This is a genomic window from Nostoc sp., assembly GCF_036917315.1.
Taxonomy (GTDB): Bacteria; Cyanobacteriota; Cyanobacteriia; order Cyanobacteriales; family Nostocaceae; genus Nostoc.
Map to the genome: position 1 here is coordinate 225,035 of NZ_JBALDR010000042.1, position 17,063 is coordinate 242,097.

General features: G+C 46.0%; 12 protein-coding genes. 5 read left to right on the top strand and 7 right to left on the bottom strand.

The annotated features are described in order from the left end of the window. The first annotated feature begins 82 nt into the window (after positions 1-82). Positions 83-565 (top strand): DUF4168 domain-containing protein, encoded by a 483-nt coding sequence (locus V7K84_RS19100; RefSeq protein ID WP_334840300.1) that lies wholly within the window; start codon positions 83-85, stop codon positions 563-565. 193 nt (positions 566-758) lie between these two features. On the opposite strand, the gene V7K84_RS19105 is transcribed toward V7K84_RS19100, so the two are convergent. Together V7K84_RS19105 and V7K84_RS19110 are read right to left on the bottom strand one after the other, a co-directional pair. Next, on the bottom strand, positions 759-4,784 hold the full coding sequence (locus V7K84_RS19105) for a PAS domain S-box protein (RefSeq protein ID WP_334840301.1): 4,026 nt from the start codon (positions 4,782-4,784) through the stop codon (positions 759-761). A 186-nt stretch (positions 4,785-4,970) separates the two neighbouring features. Then, positions 4,971-7,370 (bottom strand): glycoside hydrolase family 31 protein, encoded by a 2,400-nt coding sequence (locus V7K84_RS19110; protein ID WP_334840302.1) that lies wholly within the window; start codon positions 7,368-7,370, stop codon positions 4,971-4,973. Between the two features lie 467 nt (positions 7,371-7,837). Between V7K84_RS19110 and rsgA the strand changes: the two genes are divergently transcribed. Continuing rightward, a complete protein-coding gene (rsgA, locus tag V7K84_RS19115) occupies positions 7,838-8,899 on the top strand; it encodes a ribosome small subunit-dependent GTPase A (protein WP_334840303.1) in 1,062 nt (353 codons plus the stop codon). A 185-nt stretch (positions 8,900-9,084) separates the two neighbouring features. Here the strand turns inward: rsgA and V7K84_RS19120 are convergent, their stop codons facing one another. The 5 genes from V7K84_RS19120 to V7K84_RS19140 form a co-directional block, all read right to left on the bottom strand. Next, the gene (locus tag V7K84_RS19120; protein WP_334840304.1) at positions 9,085-10,092 is read right to left on the bottom strand and encodes an aldo/keto reductase; all 1,008 of its coding nucleotides are present in this window, start codon (positions 10,090-10,092) and stop codon (positions 9,085-9,087) included. 224 nt (positions 10,093-10,316) lie between these two features. Further along, positions 10,317-11,060 (bottom strand): SDR family oxidoreductase, encoded by a 744-nt coding sequence (locus tag V7K84_RS19125; protein WP_334840305.1) that lies wholly within the window; start codon positions 11,058-11,060, stop codon positions 10,317-10,319. 144 nt (positions 11,061-11,204) lie between these two features. Further along, positions 11,205-11,978 (bottom strand): SDR family oxidoreductase, encoded by a 774-nt coding sequence (locus V7K84_RS19130; protein WP_334840307.1) that lies wholly within the window; start codon positions 11,976-11,978, stop codon positions 11,205-11,207. Between the two features lie 109 nt (positions 11,979-12,087). After that, positions 12,088-12,924 carry an SDR family NAD(P)-dependent oxidoreductase gene (locus tag V7K84_RS19135; protein WP_334840309.1) on the bottom strand — a complete coding sequence of 279 codons (837 nt, stop codon included), beginning with the start codon at positions 12,922-12,924 and terminating at the stop codon, positions 12,088-12,090. Positions 12,925-12,951: 27 nt separating this feature from the next. Then, positions 12,952-13,347, bottom strand: a complete 396-nt coding sequence (locus V7K84_RS19140) for a (R)-mandelonitrile lyase (protein ID WP_334840310.1) — start codon at positions 13,345-13,347, stop codon at positions 12,952-12,954. Positions 13,348-13,556: 209 nt separating this feature from the next. On the opposite strand from V7K84_RS19140, the gene V7K84_RS19145 reads away from it, so the two are divergent. The 3 genes from V7K84_RS19145 to nifH all read left to right on the top strand — a co-directional run bounded on the left by V7K84_RS19145 (position 13,557) and on the right by nifH (position 16,968). Further along, positions 13,557-14,540 (top strand): AraC family transcriptional regulator, encoded by a 984-nt coding sequence (locus V7K84_RS19145; RefSeq protein WP_334840312.1) that lies wholly within the window; start codon positions 13,557-13,559, stop codon positions 14,538-14,540. A gap of 921 nt (positions 14,541-15,461) precedes the next feature. Further along, positions 15,462-15,704, top strand: coding sequence for a hypothetical protein (locus V7K84_RS19150; RefSeq protein ID WP_334840314.1), 243 nt, complete (start codon positions 15,462-15,464; stop codon positions 15,702-15,704). 373 nt (positions 15,705-16,077) lie between these two features. Further along, on the top strand, positions 16,078-16,968 hold the full coding sequence (gene nifH, locus V7K84_RS19155) for a nitrogenase iron protein (protein ID WP_292813859.1): 891 nt from the start codon (positions 16,078-16,080) through the stop codon (positions 16,966-16,968). The last annotated feature ends 95 nt before the right edge of the window (positions 16,969-17,063 follow it).

A 17,063-nucleotide genomic window follows, 5' to 3' on the forward strand; every position in this document is an offset into this window, starting at 1 on the left:
GAGCAGTTCCTGGAACTTCCAACTCTGAAAATAATTCAAAGTTCTTATAATATCCCTGATGTAGTTTCGTGTCACACACTATATGAAGAAAAATTTCGATTTATTTTCTCGAACTAGCCGAAAGCGAACCCTTTCGCGTTCTTTATTTTTCGGTGCGATCGCTACTGTGAGTGTGATTTCCAACGCTTTTTCATTGAGTTCTAAAGCTGAGGCTCAAACTCCAGCACCAATAGTTAACAATACTGAAATCAACAGTTACGCTCAAGCCGTGCTAGCAATGGAGCCAGCCCGTCAAAATGCCTTTGAAGAAATTAAAAAACTTATTGGCAATGGAGAAATTCCCCAGATTGTTTGCAACGATTCTAACAGCATAAATGGTCTTCCAAAGAAGGCTCAAGATATCGCAGTGAACTACTGTAACCACGCTCAAAAAATTGTTGAAGATAATGGTTTGAAATTTGAACAGTTCAACAAAATTACTATAGAACTACAAAATAATACTATCTTAAAAAAGCAGGTTTACAATACCCTATTACGCCTGCAACAACCTCCTGAATCTCGGTAAGTAGAAGGGCTACTTAAATCCAAGCACGTAGTAAGTAAATGGTTAACTACTATGGGAAGATTCATGAAAAATATAGATAAGGAAAGAAACCGCCTTCCTATAAATTTATGTATATATTGACACACCGTGATGAGACGCATAACGTGTTTGAAGCATTTTCTTTGTATACCAATTAGATAGCTAGGGCTGGCGACTACTGGGGAGGAGTTTTCAGTAGTGGTAGTTTGACGGTAAACGTCGCTCCTTGTTCTTTGCCTGGGCTATCTACGTACACAGTACCGCCATGTAATTCTACTAAATTACGGACGATCGCTAATCCTAGTCCTAATCCACCATAGATTCTAGTGCTAGAACTATCAGCTTGACGAAAGCGATCGAAGACGTAAGGAAGAAAATCAGGACTTATACCAATGCCTGTATCAATCACTTGAATTTGGGCATATTTATCCGTTGTCTGTTGTTTTTCTTGTCCACTAACCACTGACAATTGCAACTCTACCCTTCCGCCAACGGGTGTGAATTTGATGGCATTGGATAGCAGATTCCAGATGATTTGTTGCAAGCGCTCGCCATCCCCGGAAACTAAATATTGAGAATTTTCACTCAGCTTGCTGTCCTCTGAATGTTGATTAGCTTGGGATTGTGCTGCTGGAAATTCGATATTTTCGCGATTAACTTCTAATTCCCAATCGGAATTTGGCGTTGCTTTTGAGGGAATCAGGGAAAATCTCAAATCGATTTCCTTGGATTGGGCGGCTAAACTAACAGTTTTGATGGCTGACTCAATGATGGGAACCAAATTACAAGTACTGACATCGAGGCGTAACTTGCCTCTAACCATCCGCGATATATCCAGCAAGTCTTCAATTAACTGGGTTTGCGCTTTGGCATTGCGTTCAATTGTCTCCGTTGCCCTAGCCATTTGGGCATCACTAAGCTTGCTTCGTTGCAGTAATTGCGCCCAACCAAGGATGGCATTGAGGGGCGATCGCAATTCGTGGGATAATATTCCTAGAAACTCATCCTTCATCCGATTGGCTTCTTGCAACTGTTCAGTTTGTTGTTGCAAAGAAGCAATTAAACTAGCCCGTTCCATTGCGATCGCTATTTGGTCGCATACTGCTTGCATCATCCCTTTTTGATTGTCGGTGAAGCTCAACAGGGTGCGGCTGCCAAAAGAAAGAGTAGCCAATAACCGTCCTTGGGCAATCAACGGATAACCATAATAAGCAGTAATTCCTAAAGAACGAATCAATTCTGTTTTCGGGTCAATTGATTGCTGCACATTCTCTAGAGAAATTGCATAACGCTCCTCGGCGACAGTCCCACAAACCGCTTCAGCAAATTCCAAGGACTCGATTTGCTTTGCTATCTCCTGGGAAAAGCCGCTGTAAGACTCTAGCCGCATTATCTGAGAGTTATCCTCAACCAAATAGTTAAAGTAAATATCTAAACCAATTTGGTCTCTTAGTTTTTGGTAGACGCTATCGATTAGTACTACTGGTTCCTGACTCGATAATAAATCGTTGGCAGTGTCAAATAGTAGCTTTAACCTTTTGTAACTTAACGAGAGGGCTTTTTGTGCATCCTTGAGGTTGCTGATTTCTTGGAACACTAAGATACAGGTAGCCGGATGACCGTGCATTGCTGGCAAGGTATCAGCAAATACTAGTAGAGAGCGCACGCCAGTGGGAGTGTGCCAGTCCACCTCCAATCCATTCAGGCGTTCGCCACGGGCAACCCGCACTCCTGGCATAAGTTCATTGGGGATGCGATCGCCAGCGGCATCTGTATAGTAGTAGACTGTGTGATACTCTTGGGCAGGTACACCTTTAGGAAATTCGCCCCCAGCTAATTCATCAGCAGAGCGATTGGCAAAAGTTACCCGCGCCGTTCCTGGTTCGATAAACAGCAACGGTCTTGGCATCAGATTTAACACATCCTCCAGCCATTTTTGCTGATTTAAAAGTACTTCTTCTGCCTGTTTGCGCTCCGTAATATCTAAAAATGCACCAACGCTTCCTCTGGTTTTCCCCTCTTCGTCAAACAGGGGTGCAACATAGTGCAACAGGTTGACAATTTTGCCATTTTTATGGACGACATCAAGTTCAGAATTCAGAATTTCGACACCATGAGCAGCAGAGTACTGCATTGGGAGTTCTTCTGTTGACAGTTCCCTTCCCTCGCGGTATATCTTAAAGCTTGTTGGTCTTTCGTCCAAGGGAGCGTTGAGGGAGGCATTTACATCTGAGGATATCCCCAACTGCTTGGCAAAAGCAGGGTTGACCTTAATATTTTGGCATTTTGGATCTTCGGCAATGCCAATTCCAATGGGAATTACCTCCAACAAAGTTTGTAACTCACTAATGCGGCGCTGTAGATTCCTGTTTAGTTGTAATATTTGTTCTTCGGTCTGCTTTTGCTGGCTGATGTCACGAGTCACAGTTGCTAAGGCAATTGGCTGACCTGTGTTGTTATCTGTAACAGTGAAGATATTGTAATCAACTGGTATTGGTTGACCTGTTTGGAGATGCCGGAAGCAGAATTCTCCCTGCCAGCGCCCTTCTGATAGTACAGTCGGCAGTATATATTTTTGGAAATAGGCTTTGTCTTTGGGCATGAAGTAATCTAATACTGCTTTTTGCCTCACTTCATTAAGGTTGGCAAACCCTACCAACTTTTGGCCTGCATCATTTATGTAAAGTAATTGACCCTCAAGGGTGGCAATGCCGATAAAGTCAGAGCTATTTTCTACCAGCAATGCTAATTTTTGTTGTTCTGCTTCTGCTTGTTTGCGTTCGCTCAAATCGAGGATAAAGGCTACTGACTCTTCGCGGTTTTCTCCTAGCAGCACGTAACCAACTAAAACCGGGATACGGCTACCATCCTTGCGAATAAATTCTTTCTCGTAGGGCGTACAAGTAGCGTTGGTGTTTCCTTGTGCTTCAGCGATACCTTGCTCGTCCAAGTATAAATACTCTGGTGGTGTGATATTGCGCCAACTTAACTTACCAGCTAACAAATCCTCCCGCGCGTAACCAATCATCCTCAAGAATTCGTCGTTTGCCTGCTGGATACCGCCATACACATCGCTAAAGAGAATACCGATGACGTTAGCATCTACAAAACTTCCTAGTTTAGCTTCGTAGGTTCTCAGTGCTTCTTGGGCAAGGTCGCGTTGATAGCTGAGACGTTCAATAACCCTGGCACTTTGCCAAATCAAAATAGTAAAAATTACAATCAGAACGATCGCAAACACTGATACTGCAAATGCCGGATCGTATTGTCCTGCCCGTTGACCTTCGACAATTACCCATCCCAATATAAAAGGTACTGCGATCGCGGCAACTAGTAAACGACGTGCAAGTAAGCCGCCGTAACTATCACTTGTAACTACCCTCATTAAGCCATGTTCTGCCCGCGCCCACAGAATACCTATACTTAGTAAGAGGAACAACACTGCTGTGTGTAAGGCCATTGATGTTGTATAAGGGGCCAGTCCGTAGAGAACTTTCACTTGGTAGGCATAGCCCATCAGCGCCTGAAAGGAAATTAAAATAGCAATCAGAGCAATAATTTGGGCATACCAATAACTGCGGTGGGTTTTTGGATGAATCAGAATCTGTAGGGCGACGCTGACCAGGATAAAGTTCAGTGCTGTGTTCACCCCCATTCGCCCCGGATACAATGTCGCTAAACTAGTTCGCGAATCGCGAAACACCAGTTCATCAATTCCCAGATTCCAGCCGAACAGATATTGACAAAGGGTGAGCGCTGCAATTGTGGTGACAGCTATTGCACAGACCTGAGAGATTAGAAGAGTAGGGAAACGGGTAAATAATTTTGTTAGCGCAGCGTTAGCGAGTCCGCGAACGTCATTTTGAATTTTGAATTTTGAATTGTTTCCCCCTGCCCCCCTGCTCCTCTGCCCCCCTACTCCTCGGTCACTGAGCGTAGCCGAAGTGCTGCTCCCCTGCTTTCCTGCTTTTAAAAATAGCCACAGCGACAAACCACACAACACAAAACAAAGCGCCGTGTTGACTTTCATCGTGGCAGGACTACCAGGGAAGCCGCGCTTAAGAACTTCAATGCCCAGACACCAGCCAACTAATACCAAGCTACCAACAAAAACAGCGATCGCACTTGCGACTCTTGCCACAAGTGCATTTGTAGACATTTTAAATCTATCTTGCAGCCGCAAGCGGTTAATATTTAACATTGAGTGTTTTGTAACCGCATCTATCTAGCGTAGTAAACTTACGTGTTTCTTACGAGCTAATCATTGATGTTCTTTGTATTTTAGGTTACACTTTGACCGATCTTTCATCTACCTCTATGCATATTTTTTCTTGCATAATTTAAAGTAGGAAATAATGGTGGCTCGAAAACCACCTTTACGAGTATTTCAGAATTGTAGGCTATGTCGCTTACCGTCATCTTGAAACCGTTGCTCTCCAATACCAACAAGTTCTACAATCGCTTCGCGTGTTGGAGGTGTCCACTTTCCAACTCTTGCTGCAATTTCCACTACTGTTTGGTTTGCATGAGTAAATACACGGATGTTAGTTATTGAGTAGTTATTATCTTGATACTTGCTTGTCTGTCCATCATCTTCAAATAACTGATATTCGTTGTCACCAGGCCAAATTCGTAACCGAATCTGGTCGAGTGGGGCTTCATCAACGTATTGGCTGACAGGTTGCATAGGAACGATCGCACCGCTACGAACATACAGTGGCATTCTTTCTAATGGTGCATGAGCAAGAATGTGAATCGGGCCTTCATAGCGATCGCCACTCCACCAATCATACCAAGTGCCAGCGGGTAAGTAGACAGCTCGATGCTCAACTCCAGGGCGGTAAATTGGTGCAGCCATCAGCGATGCACCTAGCAAAACTTGATCGTAGAGGCTATAGGTTTTCGGATCGTTGGGGAAGTGGTACAATAAGGGTCTTAAAATTGGCGCGCCTGTCGTTGCCGCTTCCCAAAAAAGACTATAAATATAGGGAAGTAATTGGTAACGTAGATTAATGTATTCTCGACAGATATTTTCAACGCGATCGCCAAATACCCAAGGTTCATGACGAGCAGTAGACATTGCCGAGTGACCGCGCATCAATGGGTAAAGCATTCCTACCTGCATCCACCGAGCAAATAATTCAGCTGTCGCGTTACCAGCAAACCCGCCAATATCGCAACCCACAAACCCCACACCCGAAAGTCCCATGTTACAAAGCATCGGCAGAGACATTTCTAAATGCTCCCACAACGATTGGTTATCCCCCATCCACACAGAAGACCAGCGTTGCACACCAGCATAACCCGATCGCGTTAACACAAAAGATCGCTGTGAACTTCGATGCCGTCCTAACCCTTCATAACAAGCTTTAGCCATCATCAACCCATACAAATTATGCACTTCTATATGAGTGGACGTAGTTAAATTCTCCTCTGCCCCTCTGCTCCCCTGCCCCTTTGCTCCCCTGCTCCCCTGCTCCCCTGCTCCCCTGCTCCCCTGCGGTGCATCTAGAGGAAACCAAATCTTTTCACCATCATCGCCGAAAGGGCGATCGTTTATGGCAGGTTCATTCATATCATTCCAAATTCCTGCCACACCAATATCAGTTAAGCTTTTGTGTAAATCAGCCCACCAGTTGCTCACATCAGGACGTAAAAAATCAGGAAAAACAGCTTTTTCAGGCCAAACGTAGCCGTGAAACAACGTACCATCAGCTTTACGCACAAAATAGTCGTTTTCTACTCCTTCGTCAAAAACATGATAATTACCTTCTGGTTCATACTTCACACCAGGATCGATAATTGTGACTGTTTTGAAACCATCTTGTGCTAAATCACTAATGAGTTTTGCCGCATTTGCGAAGCGTTGAGGACTCCAAGTAAACACTCGATAGCCCCGCATATAGTCAATATCCAAGTGAATAACATCGCAAGGAATGCGGCGCTGACGGAATTCCTTTGCTAGTTCCCGCACAACGTTTTCTGATTCGTAACTCCAACGGCATTGATGATAACCTAGCGCCCATTTTGGCGGTAATGGCATTCTCCCAGTTAGCTGAGTGTAAGTCTCCAGGATTTGGGCTGGTTCGGGACCGTAGATAATGTAATAATCCAATTCACCGCCACGAGTTTCCATCTTCCAAATACCTGGTTGTTCAGCACCGATATCGAACTGACTCCAAAAAGTGGTATTGAAAAAGATGCCATAGCCTACCTGCGGACGCAAAGCCATAAAAAATGGAATTGCCTGGTACATTTCATCAGTGAGTGAATCATAATCTAAGGCATCCGTTGTCCAGTTAGTTTTTACTTCGCTGAGTTTATCCAGAAAGCCTGTACGTTCACCAAAGCCATAGAAATGTTCATCGGCTGCAATTTCCTTCCACCCTGCAACTGCACCCATCCGCCAACCCATCCCCATATCCGCATCTTGGGCGAAGGGACGATTAGCTTTGTCAAAACAGGCGATGCGACATTTTTCCCGCTGAACGCACACACGAATCTGTGCTGTTTCAATTTCGACCGTTGCTTCAGTTTCCCGCACTGCAAAAGGTGTTATTGCCCATTCTGCATCATCTGGCGTCACTGCCCAAGAGCGGCGAGGCATAAATTCCCCAGTTGGTGCAAAACGCACGCGGATTAAATTCGGAGTAAGTATGCTGATAATCAGGCGTGAATCGCCACAGTCAAAATTAACAATATTGTTTTCCCAACTTACAGCTTTTACATTGCTAATAGTTGTCCAAGCTTGGTTTGTGGTGGGTAATTTTCCGAAATATTGCGGCATATCAGTTATTTAGCAGGTAAACACTTATCCGCATTCATGATTACAGAGATAGTCACCCTCAAACTCTTTCTTTCGCTAGAGGTTGCTGAAAGATGAACAGATATTTTTTACCAAAATTGTTTTTATAATGTACAAATTTGTGCATTGGTTTTTCAATAGGCGATAAATATCAAAGTTAAAATTGCATAAATTAAACGAATTTTCTGGAATAGGCTAATGTAGTAATGTAGATTATTTACTGTAGTACATAAGGAGGACGAACTATGACTGAGTTGCTAGCAGTCCGGGTTACTTTGACCATCCCAACTCAAAGAACACAAGGCGCAGAGATTCTGTTCAGTCCTCTTTTTTACAGGAATGAAAACTAGAATTCACAGACATTCTGGTGTGGGGAGTTCTCCTGCATAGAAGTGTCTTCCTCTGTGGAACCTTGTGCAAAACAAGTAGCACACATCGAGGAAACATCAATGAATTTGGATTATTTAGGCTGGAGTGACTTTTTTGCTCGCAGCTTTGAATCCTATCGCTTACAAGGATTTAGCGTTGGTAGGGTTGCTATTGAATACAGAAATACTTACACCCTCTATAGCGAACAAGGGGAACTTTCAGCAGAAGTTTCAGGTAAATTGCGGCATCGTGCTTCTCAAGCACAAGATTTTCCCGCCGTTGGAGATTGGGTTGCGATTAGTGTCAGAGAATCTGAAAAACGAGCCACTATCAACGAGATTTTACCCAGGAAAAGCAAATTTTCTCGCAAGACGGTGGGTAGTAAAACAGAAGAACAAATTGTTGCAGCGAATATTGATACAGTCTTCTTAGTCTCAGGATTGGATGGCGATTTTAACCCAAGAAGAGTTGAGCGTTATCTGATTCTGGCTTGGGAAAGTGGTGCAAATCCGGTAATTGTGTTAAACAAAGCAGATTTGTGCAATTCTCTAGAAGAGTATTTAACCCAAGTAGAAGCAGTTGCTTTGGGTGTACCAATTGTAGTTTTAAGTGCCACCAATCATCAAGGATTGGATGCCTTAAAACCTTACTTGCAACCAGGACAAACAGTTGCTTTGTTAGGGTCTTCTGGTGTTGGTAAATCCACCATCACCAACCAACTGCAAGGTGCATCTGTGCAAGTTGTTCAACCAGTGCGGCAAGGTGATGACCGAGGTAGACACACAACAACTAATCGTGAGTTGATTTTGCTCTCTACTGGCGGATTAATTATTGATACTCCAGGAATGCGGGAAATCCAAATTTGGGCAGGTGATGAAGGTTTGCAAGAAACTTTTGCAGACATCGAAACCTTGGCGCAAGAATGCCATTTCCGCAATTGTCAGCACAATAACGAACCGGGTTGTGTCGTGCAGCAGGCTTTGGCTGAGGGAGAACTTGATTATTCTAGATTTCTTAGCTACCAAAAGTTACAAAAAGAACTCGACTACCTTAACCGCAAACAAGACCAAAGGGCACAATTAGCTGAGAAAGAACGATGGAAGAAGATTCATAAATCCATGCGAAATCATCACAAGCGCTAGTTGCAGAGGTGTCAGCACAGAATGGCACTAGGAAAAGGTAAATGTGTCGGGGCAGCAAGGGAGCAGAGGAGCAGGGGAGCAGGGGAGCAAATAAGAGGATGAGGAACTTTTGAGTAAAGTGCTTTGTTGCAAACTCTTACTGCAACCCTTACGCTGCCTACTATACGGCTTAACTTAGTACCAGTTTAACGACCGGTCATTTGCTCCAGTTTTTCGGGATAACGAGCGCCTTGTACTGCAATCTTGGACGCGGCATCATCGATGTCACGCAGATCGTCGGGCGTGAGTTCGACTGAGACTGCGCCGATGTTTTCGTCCAAACGATGCAACTTTGTGGTGCCTGGGATCGGAACAATCCACGGCTTCTGGACCAGCAGCCAGGCGATCGCAATTTGAGCAGGTGTCGCCTGCTTCCGTTCGGCGATGCTGCCGAGCAGATCGATCAGGGCTTGATTCACCTTGAGAGCCTCCGGTGTAAAGCGAGGCAGGGTGCTGCGGAAGTCGGAACTGTCAAAGGTTGTGCTTTCGTCGATCTTGCCCGTAAGAAACCCCTTGCCCAACGGGCTGTAGGGCACAAAGCCGATGCCAAGTTCCTCCAGGGTCGGTATCACTTCCGCTTCAGGCTTTCTCCACCACAGTGAGTACTCGCTCTGGAGAGCAGCGATCGGCTGAACGGCGTGGGCGCGACGGATCGTTTGCACTCCTGCTTCCGAGAGTCCAAAGTGCTTCACCTTACCTGACTGAATCAGTTCCTTCACCGCTCCTGCCACGTCTTCGATCGGCACATTCGCGTCAACCCGGTGCTGATAGAGCAAGTCGATCGCCTCCACCTTGAGTCGCTTGAGCGAACCCTCCACGGCTTCCTTAATATGCTCCGGTCGGCTATTCAGTCCGGGTGAACCCTTCATGCCACGGGGATCGGAATTCGGACTGATATCGAATCCGAATTTGGTAGCGATGACCACTCGATCGCGGAAGGGAGCGAGGGCTTCACCTACAAGCTCTTCGTTTAGGAACGGGCCGTAGACCTCGGCGGTGTCAAAGAATGTAATGCCGCGATCGATAGCGGCCCCCAGAAGAGCGGTCATCTCTTGCGTGTCTTTGGGCGGGCCATAAGAAAAGCTCATTCCCATACAGCCCAGACCAATAGTCGAGACTTCCAAATTACTGTTTCCAAGTTTGCGTTTCTGCATTTTTTGAACTCCTGTCTTTGATTTAAAGGTTAAATCTGTCTTACTTCACGGTCACGTCTGGTATTGTTCCTCGCTGACCTTTTTTATCCAGTCCACGGGCTTGCCGTCGAGTACCTCCTGAGTGGCGATATGAGTCATCGCTGTTGACGGTGAAGGTGGCGATGGCGATAATGCTTTGTTGTAGCGCACCAAGCTCGAACGTAACACTACCACCAGCACTATTTTTACCAAGGCTGCGTGGTTGGGCCAATCGTAAATTCGTTCACGTTTGTGTCTTCTGGCTGGTCAATTGCAAACGCCACAATATTGGCTACTCGATCGGGTGAGATGCCATATTGCTCATACAACTGGGTCATTTTTTCAGCCATATCTTGGCTGGTAATCTGATTTAACAACTCAGTGTTAATTGCCGCAGGATAAATTGTCGCAGTACGAATGTTAGTCCCCTCTTGAGCAGACTCCATGCGTAGAACTTCCATGAAATCGCGCACGAACCATTTCGTCCCACCATACACTGCACCACCTGGATAAGCTTTTAACCCAGCAACCGATGAAGTTGTGATAACATGCCCAGACTTTTGGCTAATAAACGTTGGCAACACAGCAGCGATACCATTGAGTACACCCTTGATATTGATATCAACTGTTTGATTCCATTCATCCGTTTTCAATGCAGAGAGTGGAGAATTTGGCATGATGCCAGCGTTCAAGAAAATAACATCGACACCTCCAAATGTTTCCTTGGCAAGCTTGACGATCGCAGCGTTATCAGATGGGTTAGCCACATCCATCACTTGATAGACTGCCTGTCCGCCTGCTTTTTGAATTTCATCAACCAGTTGTTTCAATTGGCGATCGCGCCGCGCGCCCAATACGACTTTAGCGCCTTTGCTTGCAAGCAATTTCGCAGTTGCTTCACCAATGCCTGATGATGCGCCGGTAATAATCACAACTTTGTCTTTAATCATCTTTTTCCTCTTTTTGTTGAGTAACTATTGAGTTCCGCAACAGCGGACTTGCCAATCAGCGGCTAAGGGCACGCCGACGGTTCGACGCGTCTGCCTAGCGGGATCTCCACTCACTGCAACGGTGTCACGGTTGGCGACTAACAATCACTGCACCGTTTGACCGCCATCGACGACCAAGGTGTGTCCGATGATGAAGGCAGCCGCGTCTGAACACAGCCAGACAACGGCATTGGCAATCTCTTCGGGCTGGCCCATCCGTCCGACCGGCTCCTCCGAGATTACCTGCTTGCGTCCTTCAGCAGTGCCGCCAGTGAAGCGATCCATCATCGGTGTGTCAATGTAACCGGGGGCAACGGCGTTGACGCGGATGTTCTGCGAGGCATAGTCGAGAGCCGCCGACTTGGTGAGTCCGATTACGCCGTGTTTTGCGGCGGTGTATGCGGCTCCGCCCTTGATGCCTATGACCCCGGCACCTGATGATGTGTTCACGATCGCGCCGCCGCCTTGTTTGAGTAGCAGTGGAATTTCATACTTCATGCACAGAAAAACGCCGCGCAGGTCGATGTCTACGATCCGATCCCACTCTTCCTCTTCGATTTCCGCTGTTGCTGCCTTTTTCTGCTCCACACCAGCGTTATTAAAAGCAAAGTCCAACCGCCCGAAGGTCTCGATGGTCTTGGAAAGAGCTGCCTTCACGTCCTCGGCTTGCGTTACGTTGCACTTGACGGCGATCGCTCGTCCGCCGAGTTCTTCGATCGTGCGAACCGTTTCTTGATTGCCCTGTTCTGAAACGTCGGCGACCACTACATTAGCGCCCTCGCGGGCAAATGCCAGCGCCGTAGCTCGACCGATGCCGTTCGCTGCCCCGGTTACAAACGCAACTTTTCCTGTGTACTTTGCATTCTCGTTCGTCGTCACTATTTTTCTCCTTAAAACCTTTGTTTTGCATGTAGGATTTTTCTGACAGTGCAAATTTGTGAAGTGTTGCAGATCCGTAGATTTGATGAAGATGCTTCTTGCGCGATCGCTAGAAGGAACCGTCTGTTGATTTCGATAGCTCTTCATGGGCGCGCGTCGCCTGCAAGCGTTCCTCGACAGCCGGCGCGATCGCCGCGAGGGCGTCGCTGCCGGCAACGAACAGCTTCGGCGGATTATCCATTCTGGCGATTTTGACCAGAGCATCGCCCAACTTTGCCGGATCGCCCTGCTGCGTACCGTTGTAGACCGACCACGTTTCTTGGACATTGCCCTCGGCGGCATAGTCTTCGATGGCGTTGCTGGGCCATCTGACATTCTGGTCGTTCAGCAGATCCGTGCGGAAGAAGCCAGGTTCGACGACCGTCATCTTGATGCCGAACCCCTCGACCTCGACTGCGACCGACAGCGAGATGCCCTCGACCGCGAACTTCGATGCGGCGTAGGCGGCACAGTGCTTAAACCCGACAACGCCAGCAACGGAGCTGATGTTGATGATGTGGCCCGACCGCTGCTGACGCATAACCGGCAGCACCGCGCGCATGACATACACCACACCATAGAAGTTCGTAGCGAACTGGCGTTCGATCTCGGCTGTGGTCATCTCTTCAAAATTACCAAGCAGGCTGTAGCCCGCATTGTTAACCAAAACGTCGATCCGACCGAACCGCTTCACCGCCTCCTCGACGGCTGTTTTCGCCTGTACCTCGTCCGCAACGTCCAACTGGACAAATGCCAGATTCTCGCTTGCAACATCGCGCAAGGCATTACGCACTTTGTCGAGGTTTCGGCCGGTCGCGACTACACGATCGCCAGCCTGCAATGCCGCCTTGGCGATTCCGGTGCCAATGCCGCTGCCGGCACCTGTAATAAACCAGACTTTGTTCATAATTATTTTCCTTTGACTCGGACTTAATCAAATGCTGTATTGTTCGTCGCTGATCTGTTCCATCCAGTCCACGGGCTTGCCATCGAGCCATTCCTGAATGGCGGTGTGCGTCATCGCCGTGGTTGGTGTGGCACCGTGCCAATGCTTCTCACCTGGCGAGATCCAGACGACATCCCCCGGTCGAATTTCCTCGATCGCGCCGCCCCAGCGTTGTACGAGACCGCAACCAGCGGTGACAATCAGAGTTTGTCCCAATGGGTGGGTGTGCCATGCTGTCCGAGCGCCAGGCTCAAACGTGACACTGGCTCCAGACGTGCGTGCTGGATCGTGCGCCTCGAATAGGGGATCGATGCGGACAGTGCCGGTAAAATAATCAGCCGGCCCTTTGGCAGAAGGCTGTGAGCCACTTCTTTTGATATCCATTTTTTTAATTCCTTCACTTGATGCAATTTTGGTGGCTAGAAGGTGAGTCTCTTGCCCAATCAAAACTGATTTTTCTCTTGAATAAAAATCCAGAATGCTTATAAGAAGCCGAAATCTTTTTTCATTGCTTTAGCTTCATTCTAGGAAGATTGAAGAACAAGTAATAGAACAATCGTCTAAGATCGTTGTACAATTCTGCAAAATTAGAAATGAACCCTGCCAAAACGAGTGAAAAGTCCGATCGCGATTTAATGAACGACCCGCAGGCAAAGCGCGAGGCAGACAGAGCGCAAGCCAACAGAGACGAACTGAAAGAGCGTATCGCACACGCAATTCCTCATGATGGGACAATTGAGCCGCTCAAAGGTTTGCACTTCAACCGCGCCTCCTCGCCTTCGGAATGCCTTCATAGTGTTTCTATTCCTGCCTTTTGTGCGATCGCTCAGGGCAGCAAAGAAGTTCTTTTGGGTAGCGATCGCTATCAGTACGACCCGATGCATTATCTGCTGGCTACGGTCGAACTGCCAATTATCAGCCAAATTCTGGAAGCGTCCCAGGCGCAACCGTACCTTAGTCTTCGCCTCGATCTCGACCCCACCCTCGTTGGCTCAGTCATGGTCGAAGCAGGGTATCCCTCATCGCGCAGCGGTGCTGACGTGAAAGCGATTGACGTAAGTCCATTGAATGCAAATCTGTTGGACGCTGTGGTGCGACTTGTCAGACTTTTAGATTCCCCTGCTGAAGCTCATGTTCTCGCACCACTGATTAAGCGGGAAATCATTTACCGACTCCTGATGGGAGAGCAAGGTAATCGGCTCCGTCATATTGCAGTTCTGGGTGGCTACACCTACCACATCGCCAGAGCCGTCGAGCGACTTCGTAAAGACTTTAACGAGCCGATCAAGATTGAAAACATCGCACGAGAAATGGGAATGAGTGTTTCGGGCTTTCACCATCACTTCAAGTCTGTCACTGCCATGAGTCCCTTGCAGTACCAAAAGCAACTGCGGCTCCAGGAGGCTCGCCGTCTTATGCTGGGGGAAAAGCTTGATGCTACCAGTGCTGCCTATCGAGTGGGGTACGAAGATGCCTCGCACTTCAACCGAGAGTACAAGCGGCTTTTTGGTGCGCCACCGATGCGCGATGTGGAGCGCCTGCGAGAAGCTGCTAGGGAGACTGTTAGTTCTATATGATCGGCCCTTTCAAGGTCTTGTAATTTCCCTCAAGTTATAGTTAGTTGAAAAAATATAGTTGCTAGATAGGGAACAGCTAGTACCGCAAGGCGGAATTAAAAATTAAAAATTAAAAATTAAAAATGAATCCAGCATAAGGGTTTCGTTGATTTGGAATGATTGGTTTATTTCCGCCATGTTGTACTAGGCTGTTTCTAGATCAAGTGTTTGAGCGTTTTTTAAAAGAAAGGCCGGTTTCGACATAAGCCCTTCTACTTATTACTGTGTGAAATTTTGTGAGTTATTTAATCTACTTTATTTACAATAATTTTGACTGCAAAAATAAGAATTTCTCTTTTCTTTATCAAACATTATTTTTAAATACTTTTATCAAATTTCCAAAGTATCTAAATGCACATATTGGCTATAATAAATAATTTCATTAACTAGCTAATAGCGAGGGTGTAACCTATGACTATTAAAGGTTCTAAGGATAATTTTTTATTAAATAGATAAATAATTTGAGATTCGGCAAATTAATTAGTGAGATGTATGTTATGGTTTTTATAGGAATCAAAACGAGTGAAAGCACAAAAAGACTTCAAGACAAGTTTGAGGCAAGCTCAAGAAAGTTTTTTTTGCTCTGGTAAGTCCCCTTCAATTCGCTACATCTTTTTTTAACGAAAATCTAAAACTAGATTGAGTAGGATAGTAGCCTTTGTAACAACTTGAAGTCAATCAAAATTTATCTGGGTATGAGCCAATAAGAGTTGGCTAACCTAGCTAGAGCATTACCCGCCAAAGGCAATTACTCTTGGAGTCTGGGAAGAAAGACTCTTAGTACAGCCTGACAATTCAATAGAAATACAGAATATTTACTAACTTAGTCTTGTGGGAGTAAACATTTCCAACCGCGAACTAAGTTGAAGCAGTTGCTGACTTTTGGAACGAAAACTTCAAGCAGAATGGTGTCGTTCCATAATTTCTAGGAATTTAGCCAAACTGTCAAAAGTCACCAAGATATTATCTAAGCCAAAGTATCAGATGTTGTCTGTGCAGTTATTATATTACTGCACTGGTAGCTACTACTTTTTAGGCTGGAATTATCGCTGCATCAATCACGAAACGAGAAGCGCTATAGATTTTCTTGGTTACTTGACATCAGCAAAATCAGAAAAGTTGTAACGACCATTTAAGAGTGGATTGCAATTTGGTTGGTTGTGTGGTTCAAGGAACAAATCTGCGTTCATTTGAATTCCTGCTGCAACCACTCTTGAGGCTTGAGCAACCATTTGGGATTCATTACAACAACTAATAATGCTGAAGTCATAGTTTCAAAGGCTTTGTTATTAGGAGATTAGATTTCTCTATCTCTTAAGCCATGTCTGACGACAAGCCGCTCTGCGTCTACGCTTGGTGGGTAAATATGTTCTGATTTTAACTGTTGTTTTTGCCAGGGTGCGATTGCCAACAGGCTCTACTTCCCTACGACACCAAGGGTGAATATTTCACATCAAGCTTACGACCCATTAACTAAATCATTGTAGGAAACACAACCATGACTGACCCAAAGATTAGACAAATAGCTTTCTATGGTAAAGGCGGTATTGGTAAATCTACCACTTCTCAAAATACCCTTGCAGCAATGGCTGAAATGGGTCAGCGCGTCCTTATTGTCGGTTGCGACCCCAAAGCTGACTCCACCCGTTTGATGCTACACAGTAAAGCTCAAACAAGTGTTCTTCAATTGGCTGCTGAACGCGGTGCTGTAGAAGATATTGAACTCGAAGAAGTAATGCTGACCGGTTTCCGCGATGTACGTTGTGTGGAGTCTGGTGGTCCTGAACCTGGTGTGGGTTGCGCTGGTCGTGGTATTATCACCGCTATCAACTTCTTAGAAGAAAACGGTGCTTACAAAGATGTTGATTTTGTAAGTTACGACGTTTTGGGTGACGTTGTATGCGGTGGTTTCGCTATGCCTATCCGTGAAGGTAAGGCACAAGAAATCTACATCGTTACCTCTGGTGAAATGATGGCAATGTATGCAGCTAACAACATTGCTCGTGGTGTTCTCAAATATGCTCACACAGGCGGCGTGCGCTTGGGTGGTCTGATTTGTAACAGCCGTAACGTTGACCGAGAAATCGATTTAATCGAAACCTTGGCAAAACGTTTGAACACCCAAATGATTCACTACGTACCTCGTGACAACATTGTTCAACACGCAGAATTGCGCCGGATGACTGTTAACGAGTACGCACCTGACAGCAATCAAGCTAATGAATATCGGACATTAGGTACAAAGATCATCAACAACAAGAATCTGACTGTCCCCACCCCTATTGAGATGGAAGAGCTGGAAGAATTGTTGATTGAATTCGGTATTCTGGAAAGCGACGAAAATACCGCAATGCTAGTTGGTAAGTCTGCGACTGAAGCACCTGTTTAAAGTATTGCTAAGTAAATAATGGTTTAGGGTGGGCAGCAGCCCACCTTTTTCCCACTTTTTGCATTTCTTTGTTTGAATCCTTAATAGAAATATAT